Consider the following 20,644-nt stretch of genomic DNA (forward strand, 5'->3'; position numbering starts at 1 on the left):
GCCTCGTCTCTCCTCAGTCCATCACGTAGCCGTAGGACCCGTTGAAATCCTGCCGGGCGACTTCGCCAGTCGAGCCGCCTGACTGGCGCACGTCTTTGGCGACGCGGCCGTTCAGGAACAGGTCTTTTTCCGTCGGCAGCTTGACCCGGTCGGTCGGCAGGGCAAGAACCGTGCCGCTGGTCGGGGTCACGAGATGCGCGGTGACGATGATCACCAGCTCGGTCTGGGCGCGTTCGTATTCCGCGCTGCGGAAAAGCGCGCCGAGGATCGGGATGTCACCCAGCCACGGGATCTGGCCCGCATTGTCGCGGAAGTCGTCCTGCAGCAGGCCCGCGATGGCAAAGCTTTGCCCGTCCCGCATGACAACGGTGGTCGAGGCGTCGCGGCGGCGGAAGGCGGCGACGTTCAGACCGTTTGTCGTCAGGCCGTTGGCGGGGTCGAGCGAGGAGACGGCGGCGGCCATTTCCAGGTTGATGACCTCGTCGTCCAGCACGCGCGGGGTGAAGTTGAGCTCGACGCCGAAGGGCTTGAACTCGATCGTGGTGGTGCCGTTTTCCTGGGCCACCGGGATCGGGAATTCGCCGCCTGCGAGGAACTTCGCCTCCTGGCCCGAAAGGGCGGTCAGGTTGGGCTCGGCCAGCGTGCGCACGACGCCTTTTTCTTCCAAGGCTTCCAACAGGATACCAACCTCGGTCGAGCCGATGTCGAAGCCGATGGCAAGTGCGCCGAAATTGTTCTGAACGTTCGGGATCGCGCCCGCCAGCGTGCCCAGGACGCCGCCCTGGGTGTTGGTGGTGCCCGAGCCGCCGATCGCGCCTGTGTTGCCCCCGGACCGGCCATCCAGAGACAGCGAGGTGCCCAGTGCCTTGGACACGGTGCGCTGCATCTCGGCAAAGCGGACTTTCAGCATGACCTGCTGTTTGCCCGAGACAGACATCAGGTTCGACACGCGCTCGGGCGCGTAGCGGTTGGCCAGTTCAAGCGCGCGGTCCATCTTGCCGGCGCTGGTGACGGTGCCCGACAGAACGATGCCGTCATTGGCCGACCGGACCTCGATCTTTTCGCCCGGCATGATCTGTTGCAGTCGTTCCTTGAACTCGGAGATATCGGGGCTGACATGCACCTCCACGTTGGTGATCAGCCGGCCCGTCGCATCCAGAAGGGTCAGGGTGGTGCGCCCGGGCGCCTTGCCCAGCACGTATACGGTGCGGTCCGACAATGTCGAAAAGTCCGCGATGGAGGGGTTCGCGATGCTCAGTTCCGCGAAGGGCACGTCACTTTCTATGACGACGGCCCGGTTCATCGGGATGCTGAGATCACGGTTTGCGCCCTTGCGGATCACGGTGATGGATTCCGCCATGGCCATTTCCGCGAGGGGAGAAATCAATACAGCCAGCCCCAACAGGGCAGCCTTACACAAGCTCGAATTTTTCATGTGACCTGCCTTTCCGATCACGCCTCATTAATCGGGTCTTTTCGCCCGGAATTGCCAAGACTGTGGGCCAGTTCAAAAATTTTTTCAAGAATCAACCACTTTCGAGGCGCTGTTGCTGTGGATTTTTGGGGACAGTTGCCGGAAAGAAACGAGGCGCCCTGTGGTGGGGGCGCCTCGCGTATACAAGATGTTGTGTTGATCAGTTCGTGGCGCAGGGGATCGGTGTCGAGATCACTTCACCGCCGCGGCGGGTTTTGATCGTGCAGATCTCTTCCTTTACCTGCGGCGTGGGGGCGGCGGCCTGTTCGATCCCCAGCAGCATGTTCTGGTCGACCTCGATCACCTCGGCCACGGATTCGTCGTTCGCTCCGACCAGCGACAGCGACAGGCTTCCGGTGGATTGGGCCTGCGCCAGGGCAGCGACCTGCTGCGGGTTGACGGCGACGGTGACGGTGCGGGCGATCATCGCCTCGGTGGTGTCGCCGTTGGCCTCCTGATCGACCGCGATCAGGCGGACACCGGTCTCGATCAGCTTGGTGATCTCGCGGCCACCGCGGCGGCCGTCAATTCCCCGTTCGGATGCGTCTCTGCCGGTCCAGTAGACATCCACGCGGTCGCCGGGACGCAAAAAGCCCGACACGCCGCTGGCCACGTCCACCTTGATGGCAAATGCACGCATGCCGCGCTGGAGCTGCGAGGTGATGCCGGCATCTTCACCCGGTCCGGTCACCTTGACATCAAGGATCGCTTCCTTGGGTTCCATCGTGCGCAGCACCGTGCGTGGTTCGTCCTCGCCCTCGGGGAACAGCTCTTCCATAGTGGAATAGGTGCCCTTGGGCAGCGAGCCGACGGGGTAGGTCACCAGCGATACGTGATCCTTCAGCAGGCGCTGACCGTATTCCAGCTTCTGCGTGGCCACGTAGACGTCGACCGTTTCAAAGGCAGGGGCGCTCTTGGCACGTTCCTGTGCAAGCTGGGCCTGATAGCCCTGGATGTAATTCTTGGCCATGTAGACGGCAAAACCCGCCAATCCAATGCCCAGAATGAGTACAAGTCCAAACACCAAACGCATGGCGTGTCCTTTCAAGTTGTGCTGCTCTCGTGGCGTTTCGAGCGCCTTATGCTTTCTAAGCGCAATCCAATGTCTTCAAGCAAAGATCACAGTGTATAGCCTCACCGGATTGACACCGGAAACGCCTTTGAACTGGAATTGCGCACCCTCATGCCACCGCATGTTGATGAGCCTCTTCAAGCTTCATTCTTCGCCCACTGTCTGTTCAGCAATCCTTTGGGAAGTGGACGTTCCGAGTGCTTCGTTGGCGCTACCGATAGTTTGAATGGTACCCGCAGCCAAGCCGACGATTGCCGCTGTCAGAACAACCCAGTCCACGGTGACAGCGCCGGCTTCCGAATTCGAGAAGTGCTTCAGCATCTTCAACATTTTAGACCTCACTCGCTTCTTGATAGTCCGACATTGCTTAATGAATGTGGCCTTAGTTAGGCTCAGGATCGGCAATTTCGCCGGATTTCTCCTTAGCCCAATGACAAAACGCCGCATAACTTGTGGTATGCGGCGTTTTGCAAGTCACGAGACTGACTTGTTAGGTGCTGCCGTCGTCGGCGGGCGCGGCGGTACCGACATCTTGGCCCTCAACGCCGCTCGAGATCGCTTGGGCCAGGCTGTTCACGCCACCGGAAACGGCAGTAACGCCAGCAACGCCCAGGCCCACGACAGCTGCGGTCAGCACGACCCAGTCAACAGTCACGGCACCTTCTTCGTCCTTGCGGAATTTTTTGATGAATTTGATCATGGTTGGTCCCTCCAAAGGATCAGTTTTACTCAAGTTGCAACCGCTTGCAGTTGAGTGGGCCGCCTCTCTCTTTGGCCCGCTGCGTTGCGGTATGGGGAGAATATAGCCGTCCGATTCCGGCAAGATTTGGGCGGCATTTGAGCGTTTTTGGACCGCGTTAACTTTTCCGCGAAGAGCTTGCCTAAGGCATTGATTTGCAATGTTTAAAAAAGGTTAAATTTTTTGAATCATTCGTTTGATCGGGGCTTTTCCTGCCGAAAGGCCGGGTTTGGCGTTCGTTATAGAACGACAATTATAGGCAAATGGCGCGATTGGTGTCATACTGGCAAAAAATCAACCGAGGCAGAGCAGGCCCGACCATGCGATTCAAACGACTTCTCGCCCTCGGCGTGTGTCTGGCGTGTGCATTCCCCGTTCATGCAGGCGATCCGCCGCCGTTTCCGGAGTTCACGTTCAAGAAAGGCAAGCCGCCCAAGAAAGGCGGTGGCAAGCTGATCACGGTGCAGATCGATCCCGAAGACCAGGCCCACCTGAAACCCACCGGCAAAAGCAAGAGCGGCGACGACGGGGCCGCGGACATTCCCGTCGTGCCGAGCGTAACCGCCGCCTATGGCTGGTTCTGGACGAAAGTGCCCACCGATGACAAGACCAGCGGGCCGGACCGGCTGCGCCTCGCGTTCGAGAACCTGCGGGACGGGCCCGGCGGTGCGTCGGTCAAGGGGCCACGGTTGCAGCACATGCAGGAGATCGCCCGTGTCCACGGCGCCGACATCCTGCGCGCCACGATCGGGACCGAGGTGTCGCCGGCGCTGGTGCTGGCGGTGATCTCGGTGGAATCGGGCGGCCGCACGGATGCTGTCAGCGGCGCCGGTGCCCAGGGACTTATGCAGCTGATCCCGGCCACGGCGGAGCGTTTCGGCGTGGCGGACTCGCTGCAGGCGGGGCAGAACATCAAGGGCGGGGTGGCCTACCTCGACTGGCTGATGAAGGAATTCCGCGGCGACGCCGTGCTGGCGCTGGCTGGCTACAACGCGGGCGAGAACGCGGTGAAGAAGCACGAAGGCGTGCCGCCCTATGCCGAGACCCGCGATTACGTGCCCAAGGTTCTGGCGGCCTTCAAGGTGGCCAGCGGGTTGTGCAAGACGCAGCCCGAACTGATCACCGATGCCTGCGCGCTGACGCTGGCGTCTTACTGAGAACCGGCGTCACGCTTTCTTCTTGGCGCGGCTTGTTCCCTTCTTCGTGCCTTTTTTCGCGGCCTTCTCGGCGATCAGTTCCACGGCCATATCCATGGTCACGTTGGCTGGCTCCACATCCTTGGGCAGGGTGGCATTGACCTTGTCCCATTTCACGTAGGGGCCATAGCGGCCTTCCATGACATTGACCGGCCCGCCGCTTTCGGGGTGCTCGCCCAGTTCCTTGAGCGGCTTGGCGGCGGTGCGCCCGCGTCCGCGCCCCGGGTTGGCGCGCTTTTCGGCCAGAAGTTCGACCGCGCGGTTCATGCCGATCTCGAAGACGTCCGCAGGATCCTTGAGGTTCACGTAGACCGGCTTCGCCTCGTCCTCGGCCTGGTGCATGACATAAGGTCCGAACCGCCCGAAATTGGATTTCACCTCGCCGCCGTCGGGATGTTCGCCCACGATGCGCGGCAGGCTGAGCAGGGTCAGCGCCTTTTCCAGCGTCATCTCGTCCTTGTCCCAGCCCTTGGGCAGCGACGCGCGTGGCGGTTTCTTGTTCTCTGGCGTCGGCTCGCCGCGCTGCACGTAAGGCCCGAAGCGCCCGGACTTCAGCCAGATCTCGTCGCCCTGATCCTCGCCCAGCAGACGCTCGTCACCCTCGGCGCCTTCACCGGCGATGGGGCGGGTATAGGTGCATTCAGGATAGTTGCCGCAGCCCACGAAGCCGCCGGTGCGAGAGGTCTTCAGATGCAGGCGTCCTTCGCCGCATTTGGGGCAGATGCGCGGATCGGACCCATCCTCGCGCGGGGGATAAAGCTGCGGCGCCAGCACCTCGTCCAGCTTGTCGAGCACCTCGGCGATGCGCAATTCCGACGCTTCCTCGACCGCGGCGTGGAAATCGCGCCAGAACTCGGCCAGCACCTTTTTATAGTCCGCGTCGCCGGCCGAGATGACATCCAGCTCTTCCTCGAGGTTGGCGGTGAACTCGTAGCCCACGTATTTTCGGAAGAAGTTGAGCAGGAAGATCGTGACGATCCGGCCCTTGTCCTCGGGGATCAGGCGGTTCTTGTCCTTGCGGACATATTCACGCTCCTGGATCGTGGTGACGATACTGGCATAGGTCGAGGGGCGGCCGATGCCCAGTTCTTCCATCTGTTTCACCAGCGTCGCCTCGGTATAGCGGGGCGGGGGCTGGGTGAAATGCTGTTCGGGGGTGACCGAGCGCTTGTCGGTCTTGTCACCCTCGGCCAGTTGCGGCAGGCGCTTGTCGTCGTCATCGACGACGGCGTCGTCACGGCCTTCCTCGTAGACCCGCAGGAAGCCGTCGAACAGCACGACCTGCCCCGTTGCGCGCAGGCCGACCTGGCCGTCCTTCGAGCCGATCTCGACCGTGGTGCGTTCCAGCCGCGCGCCTTCCATCTGGCAGGCCAGCGTGCGCTTCCAGATCAGGTCATAGAGCTTGCGCTGATCCGGCTCGCTGAGTTTCAGGCTGTCCACGTCGCGCGTCATCTCGGTGGGACGGATGCACTCGTGCGCTTCCTGCGCGTTCTTGGCCTTGTTCTTGTAGATGCGGGGGCTGGACGGAACGTAATCCTTGCCGAAGCGCTCGCCGATGGCGTCGCGGGCGGCCTCGACGGCCTCGGGCGCCATGTCGATGCCATCTGTCCGCATATATGTAATGTGTCCCGCCTCATACAGACGCTGGGCCGCGCTCATGCATTGCCGCGCGCCCATGCCGAACTTGCGGCTGGCCTCTTGTTGCAGGGTCGAGGTCATGAAAGGCGGGCTGGGGTTGCGGCTGCCCGGCTTGGCCTCGACGCTCGTGACGGTGAGGTCGCGGCTCTCGATTGCCTGTTGCGCCATCTCCGCCTGCGTGGCGTTTTCCAGATCGTATTTGTCGAGCTTGTCACCGGCCAGGCTGACCAGCCGCGCCTCGAACTCTTGCCCGCGGGGCGTGGTGAGCAGGGCCTTCACGCTCCAGTATTCGCGGGGATTGAACGCCTCGATCTCCATCTCGCGTTCTACGATCAGGCGCAGGCAGACCGATTGCACCCGGCCTGCGCTGCGTGCGCCGGGCAGTTTGCGCCAGAGCACGGGAGACAGGTTGAAGCCCACCAGATAGTCCAGCGCGCGGCGGGCCAGATACGCCTCGACCAGCGGGCCGTCCACGTCGCGCGGGTTCTGCATCGCCTCGGTGACGGCGGTCTTGGTGATGGCGTTGAACACCACGCGCTTGACGTCGGTGTCCTTCTTGATGGCGCGGCGCTTGCGCAGGGCCTCTTCCAGGTGCCAGCTGATCGCCTCGCCCTCGCGGTCGGGGTCGGTGGCGAGGATCAGGGAATTGTCGTCTTTCAGCGCGTCGGCGATGGCCTTGATATGTTTCTTGCTGTCGTTGCCGACCTCCCAGGTCATCTCGAAATCCTGGTCGGGATCGACCGAGCCGTTCTTGGCCGGAAGGTCGCGCACATGCCCGTAGGAGGCCAACACGGTGTAGTCCTTGCCCAGGTACTTGTTGATCGTCTTGGCCTTGGCCGGGGATTCGACAACAACGACTGGCATGAACACTCCTATGGTCTGAAAAACGGGGCGGGCGACTCGGCCCGGCCCCATGGCGGCGAAACATGTGGTGTCTGTGCGGGGATTGTCAATGCGGCGCGGAACGCGTGGTTGTCGGGGCGCTTCGTCTCAGTTCAGCGAGACGAGCCCGCCGGGATGGCGCCGGATCTTGCCGTCGACCTCGAGATCGGTGAGCACCGGCGACACTTGCGCGGCGGGGGCCGAGAGGTCGCGGATCAGCTGATCCTCGGCCAGCGGGGCGGGGCCGAGGCGGTTCAGGATGTCGGTATGAAGCCGGGCGGTTTCGGTCAGGCTGCGCTTTTCCGGCGGCGGGGCCAGCCGAAGTTCGGGCTGCGGCGGTGGCGCCGTGTCCGAAAGGGCGGGCAGGACGGCGAGCACGTCATCTGCGTTGCGTACCAGTGTGGCCCCGTCGCGGATCAGCATGTTGCAGCCCGCGGCGCGGGCGTCGAAAGGATGTCCCGGCACCGCCAGCACGTCGCGCCCCTGATCCAGCGCGTTGCGGGCGGTGATGAGCGATCCGGACTTGGCCGCGGCCTCGACCACCACGACGGCCTGCACGAGGCCGCTGATGATGCGGTTGCGGGCCGGGAAGTGCCGCGCCTGCGGGGTCATGGCGATGGGTTGTTCCGACAGGCGCAGGCCGGTCCGGGCGATATCCTCTGCCAGCTTGGTGTTCTCGGCTGGGTACATGACGTCGACGCCGCCCGCGACGACTGACAGCGTTCCGTGATCCAGCGCGGCCAGATGCGATGCCGCGTCGATTCCCCGGGCGAGGCCGGAGACAACGACATGACCCTGCTCGGACAGCGCGCCCGCCAGTGCCTTGGCCATGCGCAAGCCCAGCGAAGACGCGTTGCGTGCGCCGACAAGCGCCACCATGGGGCGGTGCAGCAGTTGCATGCCCTGTCCGGCGGCCCACAGGAAGGGCGGCGCATCGGGGATGCCTGCCAGAAAGTCGGGGTAATCGGGGCTGCCCATGAAGATCAGCCGGGCGCCAATGGCGGCGCCGGCCTTCAGTTCAGCCTCGGCCACGCCGATGGGGCAGGGGGTATATTTCTCGACGCCCGCGGCACGGGCGACCTCGGGCAAGGCCTCCAGCGCCGCTTGGGCGCTGCCGTGTTCGTTCATCAGCCTGAGGAACGTCGCCGGGCCGACCCGGCGAGAGCGCAACAGACGAAGCCACGCTACCCGATCATCTTCCGTGGTGGGTGGGAGTGGGGGGTGAGTGGAAGGATGTGTTTCCTCGGACATCGTGACTTCGCCTAGCTGCAGGGTCAGTGATACGCGCGGTTGGTTAATAGGGAGTAAACCAAAACCATTCTGGTTGAAGAAATTTTGATTGCATACGCATCAAGGTTCATTCGCGCCGAATGATCGGTTCATACACCGCCAAGAGTACCGGTCACTAGCCAGACCCGGTGCGGCACCTGCAAGGTGCCGTCGGGGAAGTCGCGCGCCAGCAGGGCCGCGAGGTCGGCGTCGAATCGCGCCGTCGCCTCGGCGTCAAGCGAAGCGGCGACGCCGGCGCTTGCCCGGATGCGCCCGCGCCAGGCGGTATGCGTGTAAGGCTGCAACACATCGAAGGAGGCGGTTTCCAACGCGGTGAAGCCTGCGCTGGAAAGATCCGTCAGCCAAGCGGGATAAAGACCTGTGCCGCCCGCCCCGGCCCAGCCGGGAGTGTAGTGCAGGATCAGCGCCTCGGTCGCCGCCACCACGTTGCCGGGCAGAGGAAGCCAGTCGAAATGGGCAATCACGACCCGCCCGCCGGGGCGCAGCAGGCGCACGACCTCTGCCGCGGCGGCGGCGCGGTCGAACCAGTGCCAGCACTGGCCCGCAGTGACGAGGTCTGCCGAGGTGGCGGCAAGGCCCGTCGCCTCGGCCCTACCCATCTTGTAGGTGATTTCGACATCCGCAGCCGTGTCCAGCCTCGCCGCTTCGTCGAGAAGCGGCTGCGCCGGGTCTATGCCGGTGACCTGAAGCCCGCGCGCCGCCAATCCGCGCGCGACGGTGCCGGTGCCGCAGCCCAAGTCGATGGCGGTCTGGCCGGGGCTGGCCCAGCCGCGCTCTGCGAGAAGGTCGAAGAAGGCAAGCGGGAAGCCGGCGCGATGGGTGGCATAGTCTGTCGCGGTGCGGCCGAAATCGACGTCCCTGCCGAAGGCGCGGAGGGCACCGGTGTCGAGGTTTTGGGTCGGGTCTGTCATTTTAGTACGTGCTTTCGGAGCTTGGTTCGCGCGGAATAAAGGCCGGAGGCCGCCGCGCGATCGCCAGACCGCCCCCCGGGCTGGCGATTTGGGAATGTCGGCGCTTCGATTTGAAGTCTTGCGGATGTGGCTGCCATAAAGCGCGCTAAACCACTATTGGGTCGCCAGCCCGCGGTCTGGCAATCGCGCGGCTCCTTGCAGTCCTTGGCTCAACTCCCCGCCTGCGAGCCGCCCACGGTCAGCCCGCCGATCATCACCGTGGGCTGGCCCACGCCCACCGGAACCCATTGCCCCTGCTTGCCGCAATTGCCCATGCCGGGGTCGAGCGTCATGTCGTTGCCAAGCGCCCTGATCTGTTGCAGCGCCGTGGCGCCGTCGCCGATCAGCGTGGCGCCCTTGACCGGCGCGCCGATCTTGCCGTTCTTCACGCGGTAGGCCTCGGTGCAGGAAAAGACGAACTTGCCGTTGGTGATGTCGACCTGCCCGCCGCCGAAGCCCACGGCATAGATGCCGTCCTTGAGGTCCGACACGATCTCGTCCCGCGTCGCCTCGCCGCCCAGCATGTAGGTGTTGGTCATGCGCGGCATCGGTGCGTGGGCATAGCTTTGGCGGCGGCCGTTGCCGGTGGCCTCGACCCCCATCAGGCGGGCGTTCTGGCGGTCCTGCATGTAGCCCACCAATATGCCATCCTCGATCAGGACGTTCTTGCCCGAGGGCGTGCCCTCGTCATCCACGGTGATGCTGCCGCGCCGGTCGGGAATGGTGCCGTCGTCCAATACCGTGACGCCCGGCGCGGCGATGCGCTGGCCCATCAGACCGGCAAAGGCGGAACTGCCCTTGCGGTTGAAATCGCCTTCCAGCCCGTGGCCGATGGCCTCGTGCAGCAGGATCCCGGGCCAGCCGGGGCCGAGGACCACGTCCATCACGCCCGCCGGCGCCGCCTCGGCCTCGAGGTTCACCAGCGCCACGCGCAGCGCCTCGCGGGCCTTGGCCTGCCAGTCTTCGGGGGCGATGAGCCCGTCGAGCATGACGCGCCCGCCGCCGCCGACGCTGCCGGTTTCCCGGCGGCCGTCCTTTTCGACGATGACACTTATATTGAGGCGCGTCATGGGCCGGGTGTCGGAGACCTCGTGCCCGTCGGCCCGCAGGATCACGACCTCCTGCAGAGAGGCGGCGATGGTGGCGGTGACCTGCACCACGCGCGGGTCCATGTCGCGCAGGTAGGCATCGATCTCGCGCAGGGTGTCGAGCTTTACCGGGAATTCATGCCCGGCAATGGGGTCGGCGTCGGAATAAAGCCGCTTGTTGGTGGGCGAAGGGGCGTCGGCCATCGTGCCACCGCCATCACCCACGGCAAGGCGTGCGGTTTCCACCGCGCGGCCCATCGCGGCCTCGGAAATCTCGGACGAATGGGCATAGCCCGCCACCTCGCCCCGCACGGCGCGCAGGCCGAAACCTTGCGCGGCGTCGTAGGAGGCGGTCTTGACCCGGCCATCGTCGAAGACCAGCGATTCCGCCCGGCGGCGTTCCAGGAAAAGCTCGCCATCGTCCGCGCCGGCCACCGCCTCGCGCAGCTTGGTCAGGGCCGCCTCGCGCTCGATCTGGGTCTCGAAGGGGCGAAAAACGTCTGCTGTCATCTGCTTGCTCCTGCTCCTGGCGGCTGAAACGCCAATATTTTAACGGTTTCAAAAGCGTCCGTTTGCCGCAACGCATTTCCTTGTACGCCCCGTAAGAATATTGTTATTTACACCGCGAACAACGGGATTCCATGGCCTGCGCCTTGGAACGTTCTGCAAAGACAAAACCGAACTAACGGGATCAGGGTGCAACATGCGCAAATTCACCAGCTTTCTGGCGACCATGATGGCCGCCGCAACGGCGCTTCCGGCGATGGCTCAGGAAAATCTTGAAATCATCGGCAAGCCCGAAACGGGCGGGATTGGTTTTCAACCGGCGGCAACCGAGCTTGCGCGGGACCTGCAATGGCTGGACGGCATGGTGCTGGTGATCATCACCGCGATCACCATCTTCGTCTGCGGCCTGCTGGGCTATTGCATCGTGCGCTACAACGCGAAAGCCAACCCGAAACCGGCCAGCTTTACCCACAACTCGCCGATCGAGGTGGCGTGGACCGTCGTGCCGATCGTGATCCTGGTCTTCATCGCGGCGTTCTCACTGCCGGTGCTGTTCAAGCAGCAGGAAATCCCCGAGGGCGACGTCAACATCAAGGTCACCGGCTACCAGTGGTACTGGGGCTATGAATACATGGACCACGACTTTGCCTTCGACAGCTACATGATCGGTGCACCGGCCACGGGCGGCGACAACCGCCTGACCGACGACGTGCGTGCGCAGCTGGAAGAGGCAGGTTACTCCGAGGACGAGTTCCTGCTGGCCACCGACACCGCCGTCGTCGTGCCCGTGGGCCAGACGGTCGTGATGCAGGTCACCGGCGCGGACGTGATCCACAGCTGGACCATCCCCGCCTTCGGCGTGAAGCAGGATGCCGTTCCGGGCCGGATCGCGCAGCTTTGGTTCACGGCCGAGAAGGAAGGCATCTATTTCGGCCAGTGCTCGGAACTGTGCGGCCAGGCGCATGCCTACATGCCGATCACGGTCAAGGTCGTCAGCCAGGAAGAGTATGACGCGTGGCTGGAAGGCGCGATCGACGAATACGCCGGCGACCCCTCGACGCTGCCCGACCGCGTGAAACTGGCCTCCGCCGAGTAAAAGACAGCCGGGGCGCGCAGCACGCGCGCCCCATGCCATCCCCCGCAGGATGCGCCCCCGGGCGCATCCCGTGTTTCGGAGACGACATGAGCGACGCAAGTCTGAACACCACCAGTGTGAAGAGCCTCGAGGACGAGGCCACCTTCGGCGATTTCTTCGCGTTGCTGAAGCCGCGCGTGATGACGCTGGTGGTATTCACCGCCTTTGTCGGACTGATCGCCGCGCCCGTGTCGGTGCACCCGGTGGTGGGCTTTGCCGCGATCCTGTTCATCGCCGTGGGCGGCGGTGCGTCGGGCGCGCTCAACATGTGGTGGGATGCCGATATCGACGCGGTGATGAAACGCACCGCCAAGCGCCCCATCCCGGCGGGCAAGGTCACGCGGGACGAGGCGTTCGCCTTCGGCGTGGCGCTGTCGGGCTTCTCGGTGGTCATGCTGGGGCTGGCGACCAACCTGCTGGCGGCCGGTCTGCTGGCCTTTACCATCTTTTTCTACATCGTGATCTACACCATGTGGCTGAAACGCTGGACGCCGCAGAACATCGTGATCGGCGGCGCGGCGGGCGCCTTTCCCCCGATGATCGGCTGGGCCGCGGCCACCGGCTCGGTCTCGGTCGAGGCGGTGCTGATGTTCTGCCTGACCTTCATGTGGACGCCGCCGCATTTCTGGGCCTTGGCGCTTTTCACCAAGATGGATTACGACAACGCGCAGGTGCCGATGCTGACCGTGACCCACGGCCGCCGGTCGACCCGCGTGCACATCCTGGTCTATACCATCCTGCTGGCCGCGCTGGCCATCGGGCTGGGCTTTACCAGCGTGGGCGGGCCGCTTTACCTGGCCGTTGCCGTGGTGCTGAACCTCAACTTCCTGAAAGGGGCCGTGGACATCTGGCGCCGGGACGAGGCCGCCTCGGAGGCCGACAAATATCTGGCCGAGCGCAAGTTCTTCAAGGCGTCGCTGCTGTATCTTTTCGCCCATTTCGGCGCAATTGCCGCCGAGGCGCTGCTGGCGCCCTACGGATTGGGAGGCTGGTAAGCCATGTCCCTGTCGCGCCAACACGAAATGCACAAGCGCCGCTTTTCGCGGAACCTTGGTCTTGGCCTCGTGCTGGCCGCTTTTGTCGCACTTGTGTTCGGGCTGACCATTGCCAAGGTTTCTGACGACGATTTCGCGGTGACGACGGAGGAGGCAAGCTGATGGCGATGGACCGGAATACCAAGACGGTGATGCGGCTGGTGGCGGTGGGCGTTACAATGGGGGCGCTGGCCTGGGCGTCGGTGCCGCTGTACGACTGGTTCTGCCGGGTCACCGGCTATGGCGGCGAGACCAACGTGGCGGATCTCGGCTCGGACGAGATCCTGGACCGGACGATCAAGGTGCGGTTCGACGCCAGCAACGAGCGCGGCTTCCCGTGGGAGTTCAAGCCGGTGCAGCGCGAGATGGAGATCCGCATCGGCGAGACGGGCCTTGCCTTCTACGAGGCGTATAACCCGACCGATCGTCCGATTGCGGGATCGGCCACCTATAATGTCACCCCGTTCGAGGCCGGCGGCTTCTTTACCAAGATCGATTGCTTCTGCTTTACGCAGCAGGTTCTGCAACCGGGCGAGCGCGTGCAGATGCCGGTGACGTTTTTCGTCGACCCCGAGATTGTCGACGACCGCGACGCCAAGTACACCAAGACAATTACTTTGGGCTACACGTTCTACGAGACGGAGATGCCCGAAGACGAAACGCAGGCCGCGCTCGACAAGGGCGAGACACCTGATAATAACGTGAACTGAGAGCCACCGACGAGGGACCAAGCCAGATGGCACATGAAAAAAATCACGACTACCACATTCTGAACCCCTCAATCTGGCCCTTGCTGGGCGCACTTGCCGGGTTTGTCATGCTGTTCGGCGCGGTGCTGTTCTTCCACGGCAGCGGGCCGTGGATGCTGCTGGCCGGCTTCGTGGGCGTCGCCTACGTGATGTTCGGCTGGTGGGCCGACACGATCAAGGAGAACCACGCAGGCGATCACACGCCGGTGGTGCGGATCGGCCTGCGCTACGGCTTCATCATGTTCATCATGTCCGAGGTCATGTTCTTCGCGGCCTGGTTCTGGAGCTTCTTCAAGCACGCGATCTACCCGATGGGCGAGATGTCCCCGATCCAGGACGGCGTCTGGCCTCCGGCGGGGATCGAGACGTTCGACCCCTGGCACCTGCCGCTGATCAACACGCTGATCCTGCTGTGCTCTGGGATGGCGGCGACCTGGGCGCACCACGCGCTGGTGCACGAGGACAACCGCGACGACATCAAGTGGGGCCTGACCATCGCCATTGCGCTGGGCGCGATCTTTACCGTGTTGCAAGCCTATGAATACAGCCACGCGGCCTTCGGCTTCTCCGGCAACATCTACGGCGCCAACTTCTTCATGGCGACGGGCTTTCACGGGGCGCACGTGGTGATCGGCACGATCTTCCTGTTCGTCTGCCTGATGCGGGTGCTGAAGGGCCATTTCACCCCGGAAAACCACATCGGCTTCGAGGCCGCCGCCTGGTACTGGCACTTCGTCGACGTGGTGTGGCTGTTCCTGTTCGCCGCGGTCTACATCTGGGGCGGCTGAAGAATTTTCGTACGAAAATTCTCTGCCTCCGGCGGGGATACTTGAAGCCAGAGGAAGATGCGGAGGGGGTGCCTTCCGCATTTTCGCGTCAGATGGGGCGTCATGCAGAGAAACCTGTTACTTCCGCTGATCTTCGGCCTGGCCGGTGCGGCCGTGCTGATCTGGCTGGGCGTGTGGCAAATGCAGCGGCTGGACTGGAAGGAAGGCATCCTGTCGCAGATCGAGACGCGGATCGCCGCTGAGCCTGTGGCCCTGCCCGAGAGTTTCGATCCCGAGGCCGACAGGTACCTGCCGGTTATCGTGACCGGGCAATTCGGCGAGGGCGCGCTGCGGGTTCTGGTCAGCCGCAAGCAGGTGGGGGCGGGATACCTAGTGATCTCGCCGTTCGAGACCGCAACGGGGCGGCGCATCCTGGTGGATCGCGGCTTTATCCGGCAAAGTGACACGCTGGAGCCTGCGCCCGACAGCGAACTGACCGTCGCCGGCAACCTGCACTGGCCCGAAGACCGCAACAGCTCGACGCCCGAGAACGATGTCGCGGGCAACACGTGGTTCGCAAGGGACCTGGGCCAGATGGCCGACGTGCTGGACACCGAGCCGGTGTTGCTGGTGGCACGTGAATTGTCGCAACCTGAGGACGCCGTGACGCCCTTGCCGGTGGACACCGCGCACATTCCGAACGATCACTTGCAATATGCGATCACCTGGTTCTCGCTGGCCGTCATCTGGCTGGGGATGACCGCATTCTATATCTTCCGCGGCCGTGGCGCCGCAAAAGGACTGGACCGATGAAATACATCTCGACCCGGGGCAACGCGCCCGTCTTGAGTTTCGAGGAAGCCATGCTGACCGGGCTGGCGCGGGACGGGGGGCTCTACCTGCCCGAGAGCATCCCGGCGCTTTCGGCGGACGACATCAAGGCGCTGCACGGCGTCAGCTATGAAGAGGCGGCGTTTAGCATCATGCGGCCCTTCATTGGCGACGCCTTCACCGATGACGAGTTCCGCACCATCATCGCCAAGACCTATGCCGGGTTCGGCCACGCCGCACGCGCGCCGTTGAAGCAACTGGACGCCGGACATTTCCTGCTGGAGCTGTTTCACGGCCCCACGCTCGCGTTCAAGGACTTCGCGATGCAGCTGATCGGCCAGCTTTTCGAGGCGTCGCTCAAACGCTCGGGCGACCGGGTGTGCATCGTGGGCGCGACCTCGGGCGATACCGGCTCGGCCGCGATCGAGGCGTTCCGGGGGCTGGACAAGGTGGATGTCTTCATCCTCTACCCCCATGGTCGGGTCAGCGAGGTGCAGCGGCGGCAGATGACCACGCCCACCGAGGACAACGTGCACGCCATCGCCGTGGACGGCGATTTCGACGCCTGCCAGGCGCGGGTGAAGGACATGTTCAACGATTTTCAGTTCCGCGATGCGGTCGGCCTGGCCGGGGTGAACTCGATCAACTGGGCGCGGGTTCTGGCGCAGGTGGTGTACTATTTCACCTCCGCCGTGTCGCTGGGCGCGCCGGAGCGCACGGTCAGTTTCACCGTGCCCACGGGCAATTTCGGCGACATCTTCGCAGGCTACATCGCCAAGCGCATGGGCCTGCCGATCGATCAGCTGATCGTCGCCACCAACCAGAACGACATCCTGCATCGCTGCCTGACCACGTCGGAATACCGGCCCGACGGCGTGATCCCGTCGATCAGCCCGTCGATGGATATCCAGGTCAGCTCCAATTTCGAGCGGGCGCTTTACTATGCCTACGATCAGGACGGCGCGGCCGTGGCGCAGCTGATGGACGAGCTGAAGGCCGGGGGCTTCTCGGTCAGCCAGGGCGCGCTGGAGGCCTTGCAGGAGAGCTTCGCCTCGGGCCGCTGCGCTGAGGACGAGACCCGCGCGACGATCTTGGAGACGTGGAACGCCGCCGGGGAACTGCTGTGCCCGCATTCCGCCGTGGGCGTGAAGGTGGCCGAGGAAATGCGCGACGCGGCCACCCCGATGATCACGCTGGCGACGGCGCACCCGGCGAAATTCCCGGCGGCGGTGGAAGAGGCCAGCGGCCAACATCCCCCCTTGCCGGAACGTATGGCCGACCTGTATGAGCGGTCGGAACGCGTGACGCGGGTCGAGAACGACCTTGCCGCCATCGAAACCCTCATCAAGGACCGCATCCCGAATTGACCGTCAACCTGACCACTCTCGACAACGGATTTCGCATCGTCACCGAACATATGCCCGGCCTGCAATCGGCGGCCATCGGCGTGTGGGTTCTGGCTGGCGCCCGGCACGAGGACGCCGCGCAGAACGGTATCGCGCATTTCCTCGAACACATGGCCTTCAAGGGCACCAAGCGGCGCAACGCGCTGGAAATCGCAGAGGCGATCGAGGATGTGGGCGGCTATATCAATGCCTATACCAGCCGCGAGGTGACGGCCTATTATGCCCGCGTTCTGGCCGATGACGTGCCGCTGGCGCTGGACGTGGTGTCTGACATTCTGCGTAACCCGGTGTTTGACGCGCGCGAGATCGAGGTGGAGCGGGGCGTGATCCTGCAGGAGATCGGGCAGGCGCTGGACACGCCTGACGACATCATTTTCGACTGGTTGCAGGAGCAGGCCTATCCCAACCATCCGCTGGGCCGCACCATCCTTGGCCCCGAGGAACGGGTGCGCAGCTTTTCGCGGGATGACCTGACGCGGTTCGTCGATCAGCGCTATCGTCCGGGGCAGATGATCCTGTCCGCTGCCGGTGCCGTGGATCACGATGCGCTGGTCAAACTGGCCGAAGAGGCGTTCGGCGACATGCAGCCCTCCAAAACCATCGCGCCGCCGACTGCCAAGTTCGCCGGTGGCGAGACGCGCACCGTGCGGACGCTGGAACAGGCGCATTTCGCCATGGCGTTCGAAAGCTCGAACTATTCCAGCCCGGACATTCACACCGCGCAGATCTATGCCTCGGCGCTGGGCGGCTCGATGTCCTCGCGCCTGTTCCAGGAGATCCGCGAGCGGCGGGGGCTGTGCTATACGATCTTCGCGCAGGCCGGGGCCTATTCGGATACCGGGATGCTGACGATCTATGCCGGGACCTCGGCGGACGAGATGGCAAGCCTTGGCCGGCTGACGGTGGACGAGATGAAGCGCGCAGCCGAGGATTTCAGCCAGGCCGAGCTGGACCGGGCGCGCGCGCAGATGAAGGCCGGGTTGCTGATGGGGCTGGAAAGCCCGTCGAACCGGGCCGAGCGGTCGGCGCGCATGATGCAGATCTGGGGCCGGGTGCCCGACCTCGACGAAGTGGTCGAGCGGATCGACGCGGTCACGCTTGCAGATCTCAAATCCCATGCCGAGGTGATCGCGACGCAAGCGCCTGCCGCGCTGGCGCTTTACGGGCCCGTGAGCCATGCACCGTCACTGCAGACCTTGCAGGAAAGGCGCGCGGCCTGATGTTCCTGCCGCGCCGGAAGATCCGGATCGAGACGGAACGCCTGACCTTGCGCGAGCCCGTCCTGACCGACTTCCGCGAGTGGTCTTCCTTGCGCGAAGGCAGCGCCGATTTCCTGACCCCGTGGGAGCCGCAATGGGCCGCCGACCACCTGTCGCGCAAGGGATTTGCGAGCCGGGTCTACTGGTCGCAGCGGTCAATCTCCTCGGGGTCGGCGGTGCCGCTGTTCCTGTTCCGGCGCGAAGATGATGCGCTGGTGGGCGCGATCACGCTGGACAATATCCGCCGTGGCCCGGCTCAATCGGGGACGCTGGGTTACTGGACAGGCCAGCCCTATGCGCGGATGGGTTACATGCGCGAGGCATTGCAGGCGATGTCGCATTATGCGTTCGAGCGGTTGGACCTGTCACGGCTGGAGGCGGCCTGCCTGCCGGAAAACGCGCCGTCTCGGAGGCTTTTGGAAAGCTGCGGGTTCAAGTACGAGGGCGTGGCGCAGAGTTACTTGCAGATCGCAGGGCGCTGGCGGACGCATGTTCTGTATGCCGCGCTGCGCGGCGACCGGCGCGGGCGGACGGATGTGGGGTAGGGCGGGGTTTCACCCCGCCGCGACGACTAACTGATCCTTCGCGCGGAATAAAGGCGCGGCGTAGACGCGCAGCCGCGCGATCGCCAGACCGCCCCCCGGGCTGGCGATTGTTTAACGTTGGTGCTCCGATTGAGTTTTTGCGGATTTGGCTGCGATAAAGTGCTCTGAATACCAGTTGGTTCGCCACCCCGCGGTCTGGCAATCCCGCGGCTACACTTAAGACGTAAGCATAAAAAGAGGGGAGCCCGAAGACCCCCCTCATCACTCGTTACGAACCCAACAGAGAACTCGTTACGCAAGTCTTGGCTTAGCGCGCCTGTGCGATGGCCAGCGCGGTGAAGCCGCCCATGCCCAGATCGGCCTGCATCATGGCTTCACCCGTTTCCAGGTTGATGGTGTAGAAGCCGGCGCTGTCTGCGCCTTCCATCTGCAGGATGGCATAGGCCATGTCCTCGCCCTCGGACGGCGACATGATGTCGAAGCCGCCCCAGTCGCTCAGGTCCACGGCTTCGCCGTCGACGGTGACTTCCGCGATGGTTTCCAGCGTGCCTTCGTTGTTGGCGAGGCTGACCAGCGAATCCGTCTCGGCATCCAGCGCGTACTGGAACGTGCTGCCGGCGGTCTCGCCGTTGATCGCGTTGGTATAGGCGTTGGCATAGATCACCGGGTCGGCGCCGGCATTTGCGTCGCCTTCGGCATAGGCCAGATCATTCACGCGAACGACCTTGCCGGCCTTGTCCTCGGCGCTGAAATCCTTGGGAAAATAGACCAGGTTGTCTTCTTCCGAAGACACGGCGCGGACGGCGTCGATCTTGTTGTTGAAGTCGAACGCGACCTTGGAGCCGTCGGCCACCATGGCGTCTTCGTTGAACGACGCTTCGAGATCGGTCATTTCACCGCTCGCGGGGTCGATGGTGACGACCATGCCGTTCTTGAAGCCCAGAAGTTCGCCGGTGACGGGGCGCCATGCGATGGCATCCAGCGCCTCGCTCAGGTCCATGGTCTGCACGTCGGTGGGCGACGTGATGTCGGCCATGGAGACAAGGGTCATGCCGTCATTGGCAAGGGCAAAGCCCATATCTGCGGCATGATCGTCTGCAAGAGCGGCACCCCCCAGCATCGACAGGGCGGAAACAGCGGTAATGGTACGAGTATACATTGTAATCCTCTCTCTTTCTTAGCTTGCGCAACCAGCCTTCCTGGCCGGCGCTTGATCAGAAACACGGACCGTGATCGAGAGAAGTTTCAGTGCGCACAATTTTTTTTCGGCACTACACGTTCGCGGTTTCACGCAGGGGTGTTGACGGTCCTGTTGAAGCGCATGGAAAGGCTGTGTAGCGTTGGGCAACTCACAACGGAGAGCTGCATCATGTCATTCCGCGCCTTTCTAACTGCCGCGTTGGCCGCGTTCAGCGTGTCTGGGAGCGCCATGGCCGCGCCCGACACCGTGCCGTTGACCGACGATATCACGCTGGGCGGCGGCGATTTCAGCACCGGCGGCGGCATCACCGTGGCGGTCGAGCCGCGCCGGGCCATCGACGGGCAGTTGGCGCTTTGCGGTGTCTGGGCGCAAAGCGAGCGGCTGACAGCCTATGTGCGCCCGCATGTGCGCGACCTTCTGGCGCCCGGATCGTTGGCCGTGGACGGGCAGGTGGTGCTGCACGATCTCAGGGTGTTCAACGAGGTTGCGCCGGCCGAAAGCTATGTCGGCGCCTCGGCCACCTGCATGGGCACGGGCCAGCCGTATCGCGATGGTGTCCGCGTGGAAATCCGCATTCCGCGCCGCGCCGTGGTGCGCGAGCGCGACAGCGACGGCATCGGGGCCGAGATCTGGTTCATGCCGGCCAACGGCGAAAACCTGGCGCTCACTTCGGGCTCGATCCTGCCGGCGCGGTGGACACGCTTTACCTCGCCCGGCGATCAGTACGACACCACGCGCCCCGAAGAGAACCCGTCGCAGGACTGAGCGTCGCGGCCCGCGTCATCCCGATTGAAAAACCCCGGGCGATGGGGCAATATCAACCTCATTGAAGGTTAACGAAACGGTGCGGCCAAGACGGGGCAAACCCGCGATCCCGCCGC

20 protein-coding genes are annotated in these 20,644 nt (G+C 63.9%); 11 read left to right on the top strand and 9 right to left on the bottom strand.

Annotation, left to right across the window (positions count from 1 at the left end):
• Window positions 1–13: 13 nt before the first annotated feature.
• From RBB18_RS15215 to RBB18_RS15230, 4 genes are all read right to left on the bottom strand, one after another.
• Window positions 14–1,435, bottom strand: coding sequence for a type II and III secretion system protein family protein (locus tag RBB18_RS15215; protein ID WP_306111448.1), 1,422 nt, complete (start codon window positions 1,433–1,435; stop codon window positions 14–16).
• A 199-nt stretch (window positions 1,436–1,634) separates the two neighbouring features.
• On the bottom strand, window positions 1,635–2,507 hold the full coding sequence (gene cpaB / locus RBB18_RS15220; protein WP_306111447.1) for a Flp pilus assembly protein CpaB: 873 nt from the start codon (window positions 2,505–2,507) through the stop codon (window positions 1,635–1,637).
• A gap of 183 nt (window positions 2,508–2,690) precedes the next feature.
• Window positions 2,691–2,876, bottom strand: coding sequence for a hypothetical protein (locus RBB18_RS15225; protein ID WP_103764886.1), 186 nt, complete (start codon window positions 2,874–2,876; stop codon window positions 2,691–2,693).
• 160 nt (window positions 2,877–3,036) lie between these two features.
• Window positions 3,037–3,246, bottom strand: coding sequence for a Flp family type IVb pilin (locus RBB18_RS15230; protein ID WP_103764824.1), 210 nt, complete (start codon window positions 3,244–3,246; stop codon window positions 3,037–3,039).
• Between the two features lie 359 nt (window positions 3,247–3,605).
• Here RBB18_RS15230 and RBB18_RS15235 point away from each other — a divergent pair, with 359 nt between their 5' ends.
• Window positions 3,606–4,442, top strand: a complete 837-nt coding sequence (locus RBB18_RS15235) for a lytic transglycosylase domain-containing protein (RefSeq protein ID WP_306111446.1) — start codon at window positions 3,606–3,608, stop codon at window positions 4,440–4,442.
• Window positions 4,443–4,451: 9 nt separating this feature from the next.
• Here RBB18_RS15235 and topA read toward each other — a convergent pair whose 3' ends face one another.
• From topA to tldD, 4 genes are all read right to left on the bottom strand, one after another.
• A complete protein-coding gene (topA, locus tag RBB18_RS15240; RefSeq protein ID WP_103764826.1) occupies window positions 4,452–6,983 on the bottom strand; it encodes a type I DNA topoisomerase in 2,532 nt (843 codons plus the stop codon).
• A gap of 126 nt (window positions 6,984–7,109) precedes the next feature.
• The gene (gene dprA / locus RBB18_RS15245; RefSeq protein ID WP_306111445.1) at window positions 7,110–8,252 is read right to left on the bottom strand and encodes a DNA-processing protein DprA; all 1,143 of its coding nucleotides are present in this window, start codon (window positions 8,250–8,252) and stop codon (window positions 7,110–7,112) included.
• Between the two features lie 128 nt (window positions 8,253–8,380).
• Window positions 8,381–9,202, bottom strand: coding sequence for a class I SAM-dependent methyltransferase (locus RBB18_RS15250; protein WP_306111444.1), 822 nt, complete (start codon window positions 9,200–9,202; stop codon window positions 8,381–8,383).
• A 209-nt stretch (window positions 9,203–9,411) separates the two neighbouring features.
• Window positions 9,412–10,839 (bottom strand): metalloprotease TldD, encoded by a 1,428-nt coding sequence (gene tldD / locus RBB18_RS15255; RefSeq protein WP_306111443.1) that lies wholly within the window; start codon window positions 10,837–10,839, stop codon window positions 9,412–9,414.
• 193 nt (window positions 10,840–11,032) lie between these two features.
• On the opposite strand from tldD, the gene coxB reads away from it, so the two are divergent.
• The 9 genes from coxB to RBB18_RS15300 all read left to right on the top strand — a co-directional run bounded on the left by coxB (window position 11,033) and on the right by RBB18_RS15300 (window position 18,562).
• Window positions 11,033–11,932 (top strand): cytochrome c oxidase subunit II, encoded by a 900-nt coding sequence (gene coxB, locus RBB18_RS15260; RefSeq protein ID WP_103764830.1) that lies wholly within the window; start codon window positions 11,033–11,035, stop codon window positions 11,930–11,932.
• Between the two features lie 86 nt (window positions 11,933–12,018).
• On the top strand, window positions 12,019–12,966 hold the full coding sequence (gene cyoE, locus RBB18_RS15265) for a heme o synthase (RefSeq protein WP_103764831.1): 948 nt from the start codon (window positions 12,019–12,021) through the stop codon (window positions 12,964–12,966).
• A gap of 3 nt (window positions 12,967–12,969) precedes the next feature.
• Window positions 12,970–13,128 carry a hypothetical protein gene (locus RBB18_RS15270; protein WP_170067268.1) on the top strand — a complete coding sequence of 53 codons (159 nt, stop codon included), beginning with the start codon at window positions 12,970–12,972 and terminating at the stop codon, window positions 13,126–13,128.
• On the top strand, window positions 13,128–13,715 hold the full coding sequence (locus tag RBB18_RS15275) for a cytochrome c oxidase assembly protein (RefSeq protein ID WP_103764832.1): 588 nt from the start codon (window positions 13,128–13,130) through the stop codon (window positions 13,713–13,715). Before RBB18_RS15270 ends, RBB18_RS15275 begins: the two co-directional genes overlap by 1 nt.
• Before the next feature lie 26 nt (window positions 13,716–13,741).
• The gene (locus RBB18_RS15280) at window positions 13,742–14,542 is read left to right on the top strand and encodes a cytochrome c oxidase subunit 3 (protein ID WP_103764833.1); all 801 of its coding nucleotides are present in this window, start codon (window positions 13,742–13,744) and stop codon (window positions 14,540–14,542) included.
• A 102-nt stretch (window positions 14,543–14,644) separates the two neighbouring features.
• Entirely contained in the window at window positions 14,645–15,334 is a 690-nt protein-coding gene (locus tag RBB18_RS15285) for an SURF1 family protein (protein ID WP_306111442.1), read from the top strand.
• Complete coding sequence (gene thrC / locus RBB18_RS15290; protein WP_306111441.1) at window positions 15,331–16,719, top strand: threonine synthase; 1,389 nt, start codon at window positions 15,331–15,333, stop codon at window positions 16,717–16,719. The genes RBB18_RS15285 and thrC overlap by 4 nt, the downstream gene beginning before the upstream one ends.
• Complete coding sequence (locus RBB18_RS15295; RefSeq protein ID WP_306111440.1) at window positions 16,716–17,978, top strand: pitrilysin family protein; 1,263 nt, start codon at window positions 16,716–16,718, stop codon at window positions 17,976–17,978. Before thrC ends, RBB18_RS15295 begins: the two co-directional genes overlap by 4 nt.
• The gene (locus tag RBB18_RS15300; RefSeq protein ID WP_306111439.1) at window positions 17,978–18,562 is read left to right on the top strand and encodes a GNAT family N-acetyltransferase; all 585 of its coding nucleotides are present in this window, start codon (window positions 17,978–17,980) and stop codon (window positions 18,560–18,562) included. The genes RBB18_RS15295 and RBB18_RS15300 overlap by 1 nt, the downstream gene beginning before the upstream one ends.
• A 307-nt stretch (window positions 18,563–18,869) precedes the next feature.
• On the opposite strand, the gene RBB18_RS15305 is transcribed toward RBB18_RS15300, so the two are convergent.
• Window positions 18,870–19,721 carry a DUF4394 domain-containing protein gene (locus tag RBB18_RS15305; RefSeq protein WP_274593444.1) on the bottom strand — a complete coding sequence of 284 codons (852 nt, stop codon included), beginning with the start codon at window positions 19,719–19,721 and terminating at the stop codon, window positions 18,870–18,872.
• 210 nt (window positions 19,722–19,931) lie between these two features.
• Here RBB18_RS15305 and RBB18_RS15310 point away from each other — a divergent pair, with 210 nt between their 5' ends.
• Window positions 19,932–20,528, top strand: a complete 597-nt coding sequence (locus RBB18_RS15310; protein ID WP_274593445.1) for a hypothetical protein — start codon at window positions 19,932–19,934, stop codon at window positions 20,526–20,528.
• Window positions 20,529–20,644: the final 116 nt, after the last annotated feature.

The sequence above is a fragment of the Roseovarius sp. MMSF_3298 genome, from assembly GCF_030733705.1.
Classification (GTDB): Bacteria; Pseudomonadota; Alphaproteobacteria; order Rhodobacterales; family Rhodobacteraceae; genus Roseovarius; species Roseovarius confluentis.

Bases quoted from the DNA above. Each gene is read 5' to 3' on its own strand.
- RBB18_RS15275 (WP_103764832.1), top strand. From the start codon at position 13,128: ATGGCGATGGACCGGAATACCAAGACGGTGATGCGGCTGGTGGCGGTG.
- RBB18_RS15230 (WP_103764824.1), bottom strand. From the start codon at position 3,246: ATGATCAAATTCATCAAAAAATTCCGCAAGGACGAAGAAGGTGCCGTG.
- RBB18_RS15285 (WP_306111442.1), top strand. From the start codon at position 14,645: ATGCAGAGAAACCTGTTACTTCCGCTGATCTTCGGCCTGGCCGGTGCG.
- tldD (WP_306111443.1), bottom strand. From the start codon at position 10,839: ATGACAGCAGACGTTTTTCGCCCCTTCGAGACCCAGATCGAGCGCGAG.
- RBB18_RS15310 (WP_274593445.1), top strand. From the start codon at position 19,932: ATGTCATTCCGCGCCTTTCTAACTGCCGCGTTGGCCGCGTTCAGCGTG.
- RBB18_RS15235 (WP_306111446.1), top strand. From the start codon at position 3,606: ATGCGATTCAAACGACTTCTCGCCCTCGGCGTGTGTCTGGCGTGTGCA.
- RBB18_RS15300 (WP_306111439.1), top strand. From the start codon at position 17,978: ATGTTCCTGCCGCGCCGGAAGATCCGGATCGAGACGGAACGCCTGACC.
- thrC (WP_306111441.1), top strand. From the start codon at position 15,331: ATGAAATACATCTCGACCCGGGGCAACGCGCCCGTCTTGAGTTTCGAG.
- dprA (WP_306111445.1), bottom strand. From the start codon at position 8,252: ATGTCCGAGGAAACACATCCTTCCACTCACCCCCCACTCCCACCCACC.
- RBB18_RS15250 (WP_306111444.1), bottom strand. From the start codon at position 9,202: ATGACAGACCCGACCCAAAACCTCGACACCGGTGCCCTCCGCGCCTTC.
- cpaB (WP_306111447.1), bottom strand. From the start codon at position 2,507: ATGCGTTTGGTGTTTGGACTTGTACTCATTCTGGGCATTGGATTGGCG.
- RBB18_RS15225 (WP_103764886.1), bottom strand. From the start codon at position 2,876: ATGTTGAAGATGCTGAAGCACTTCTCGAATTCGGAAGCCGGCGCTGTC.
- RBB18_RS15280 (WP_103764833.1), top strand. From the start codon at position 13,742: ATGGCACATGAAAAAAATCACGACTACCACATTCTGAACCCCTCAATC.
- RBB18_RS15215 (WP_306111448.1), bottom strand. From the start codon at position 1,435: ATGAAAAATTCGAGCTTGTGTAAGGCTGCCCTGTTGGGGCTGGCTGTA.
- coxB (WP_103764830.1), top strand. From the start codon at position 11,033: ATGCGCAAATTCACCAGCTTTCTGGCGACCATGATGGCCGCCGCAACG.
- topA (WP_103764826.1), bottom strand. From the start codon at position 6,983: ATGCCAGTCGTTGTTGTCGAATCCCCGGCCAAGGCCAAGACGATCAAC.
- cyoE (WP_103764831.1), top strand. From the start codon at position 12,019: ATGAGCGACGCAAGTCTGAACACCACCAGTGTGAAGAGCCTCGAGGAC.
- RBB18_RS15270 (WP_170067268.1), top strand. From the start codon at position 12,970: ATGTCCCTGTCGCGCCAACACGAAATGCACAAGCGCCGCTTTTCGCGG.
- RBB18_RS15305 (WP_274593444.1), bottom strand. From the start codon at position 19,721: ATGTATACTCGTACCATTACCGCTGTTTCCGCCCTGTCGATGCTGGGG.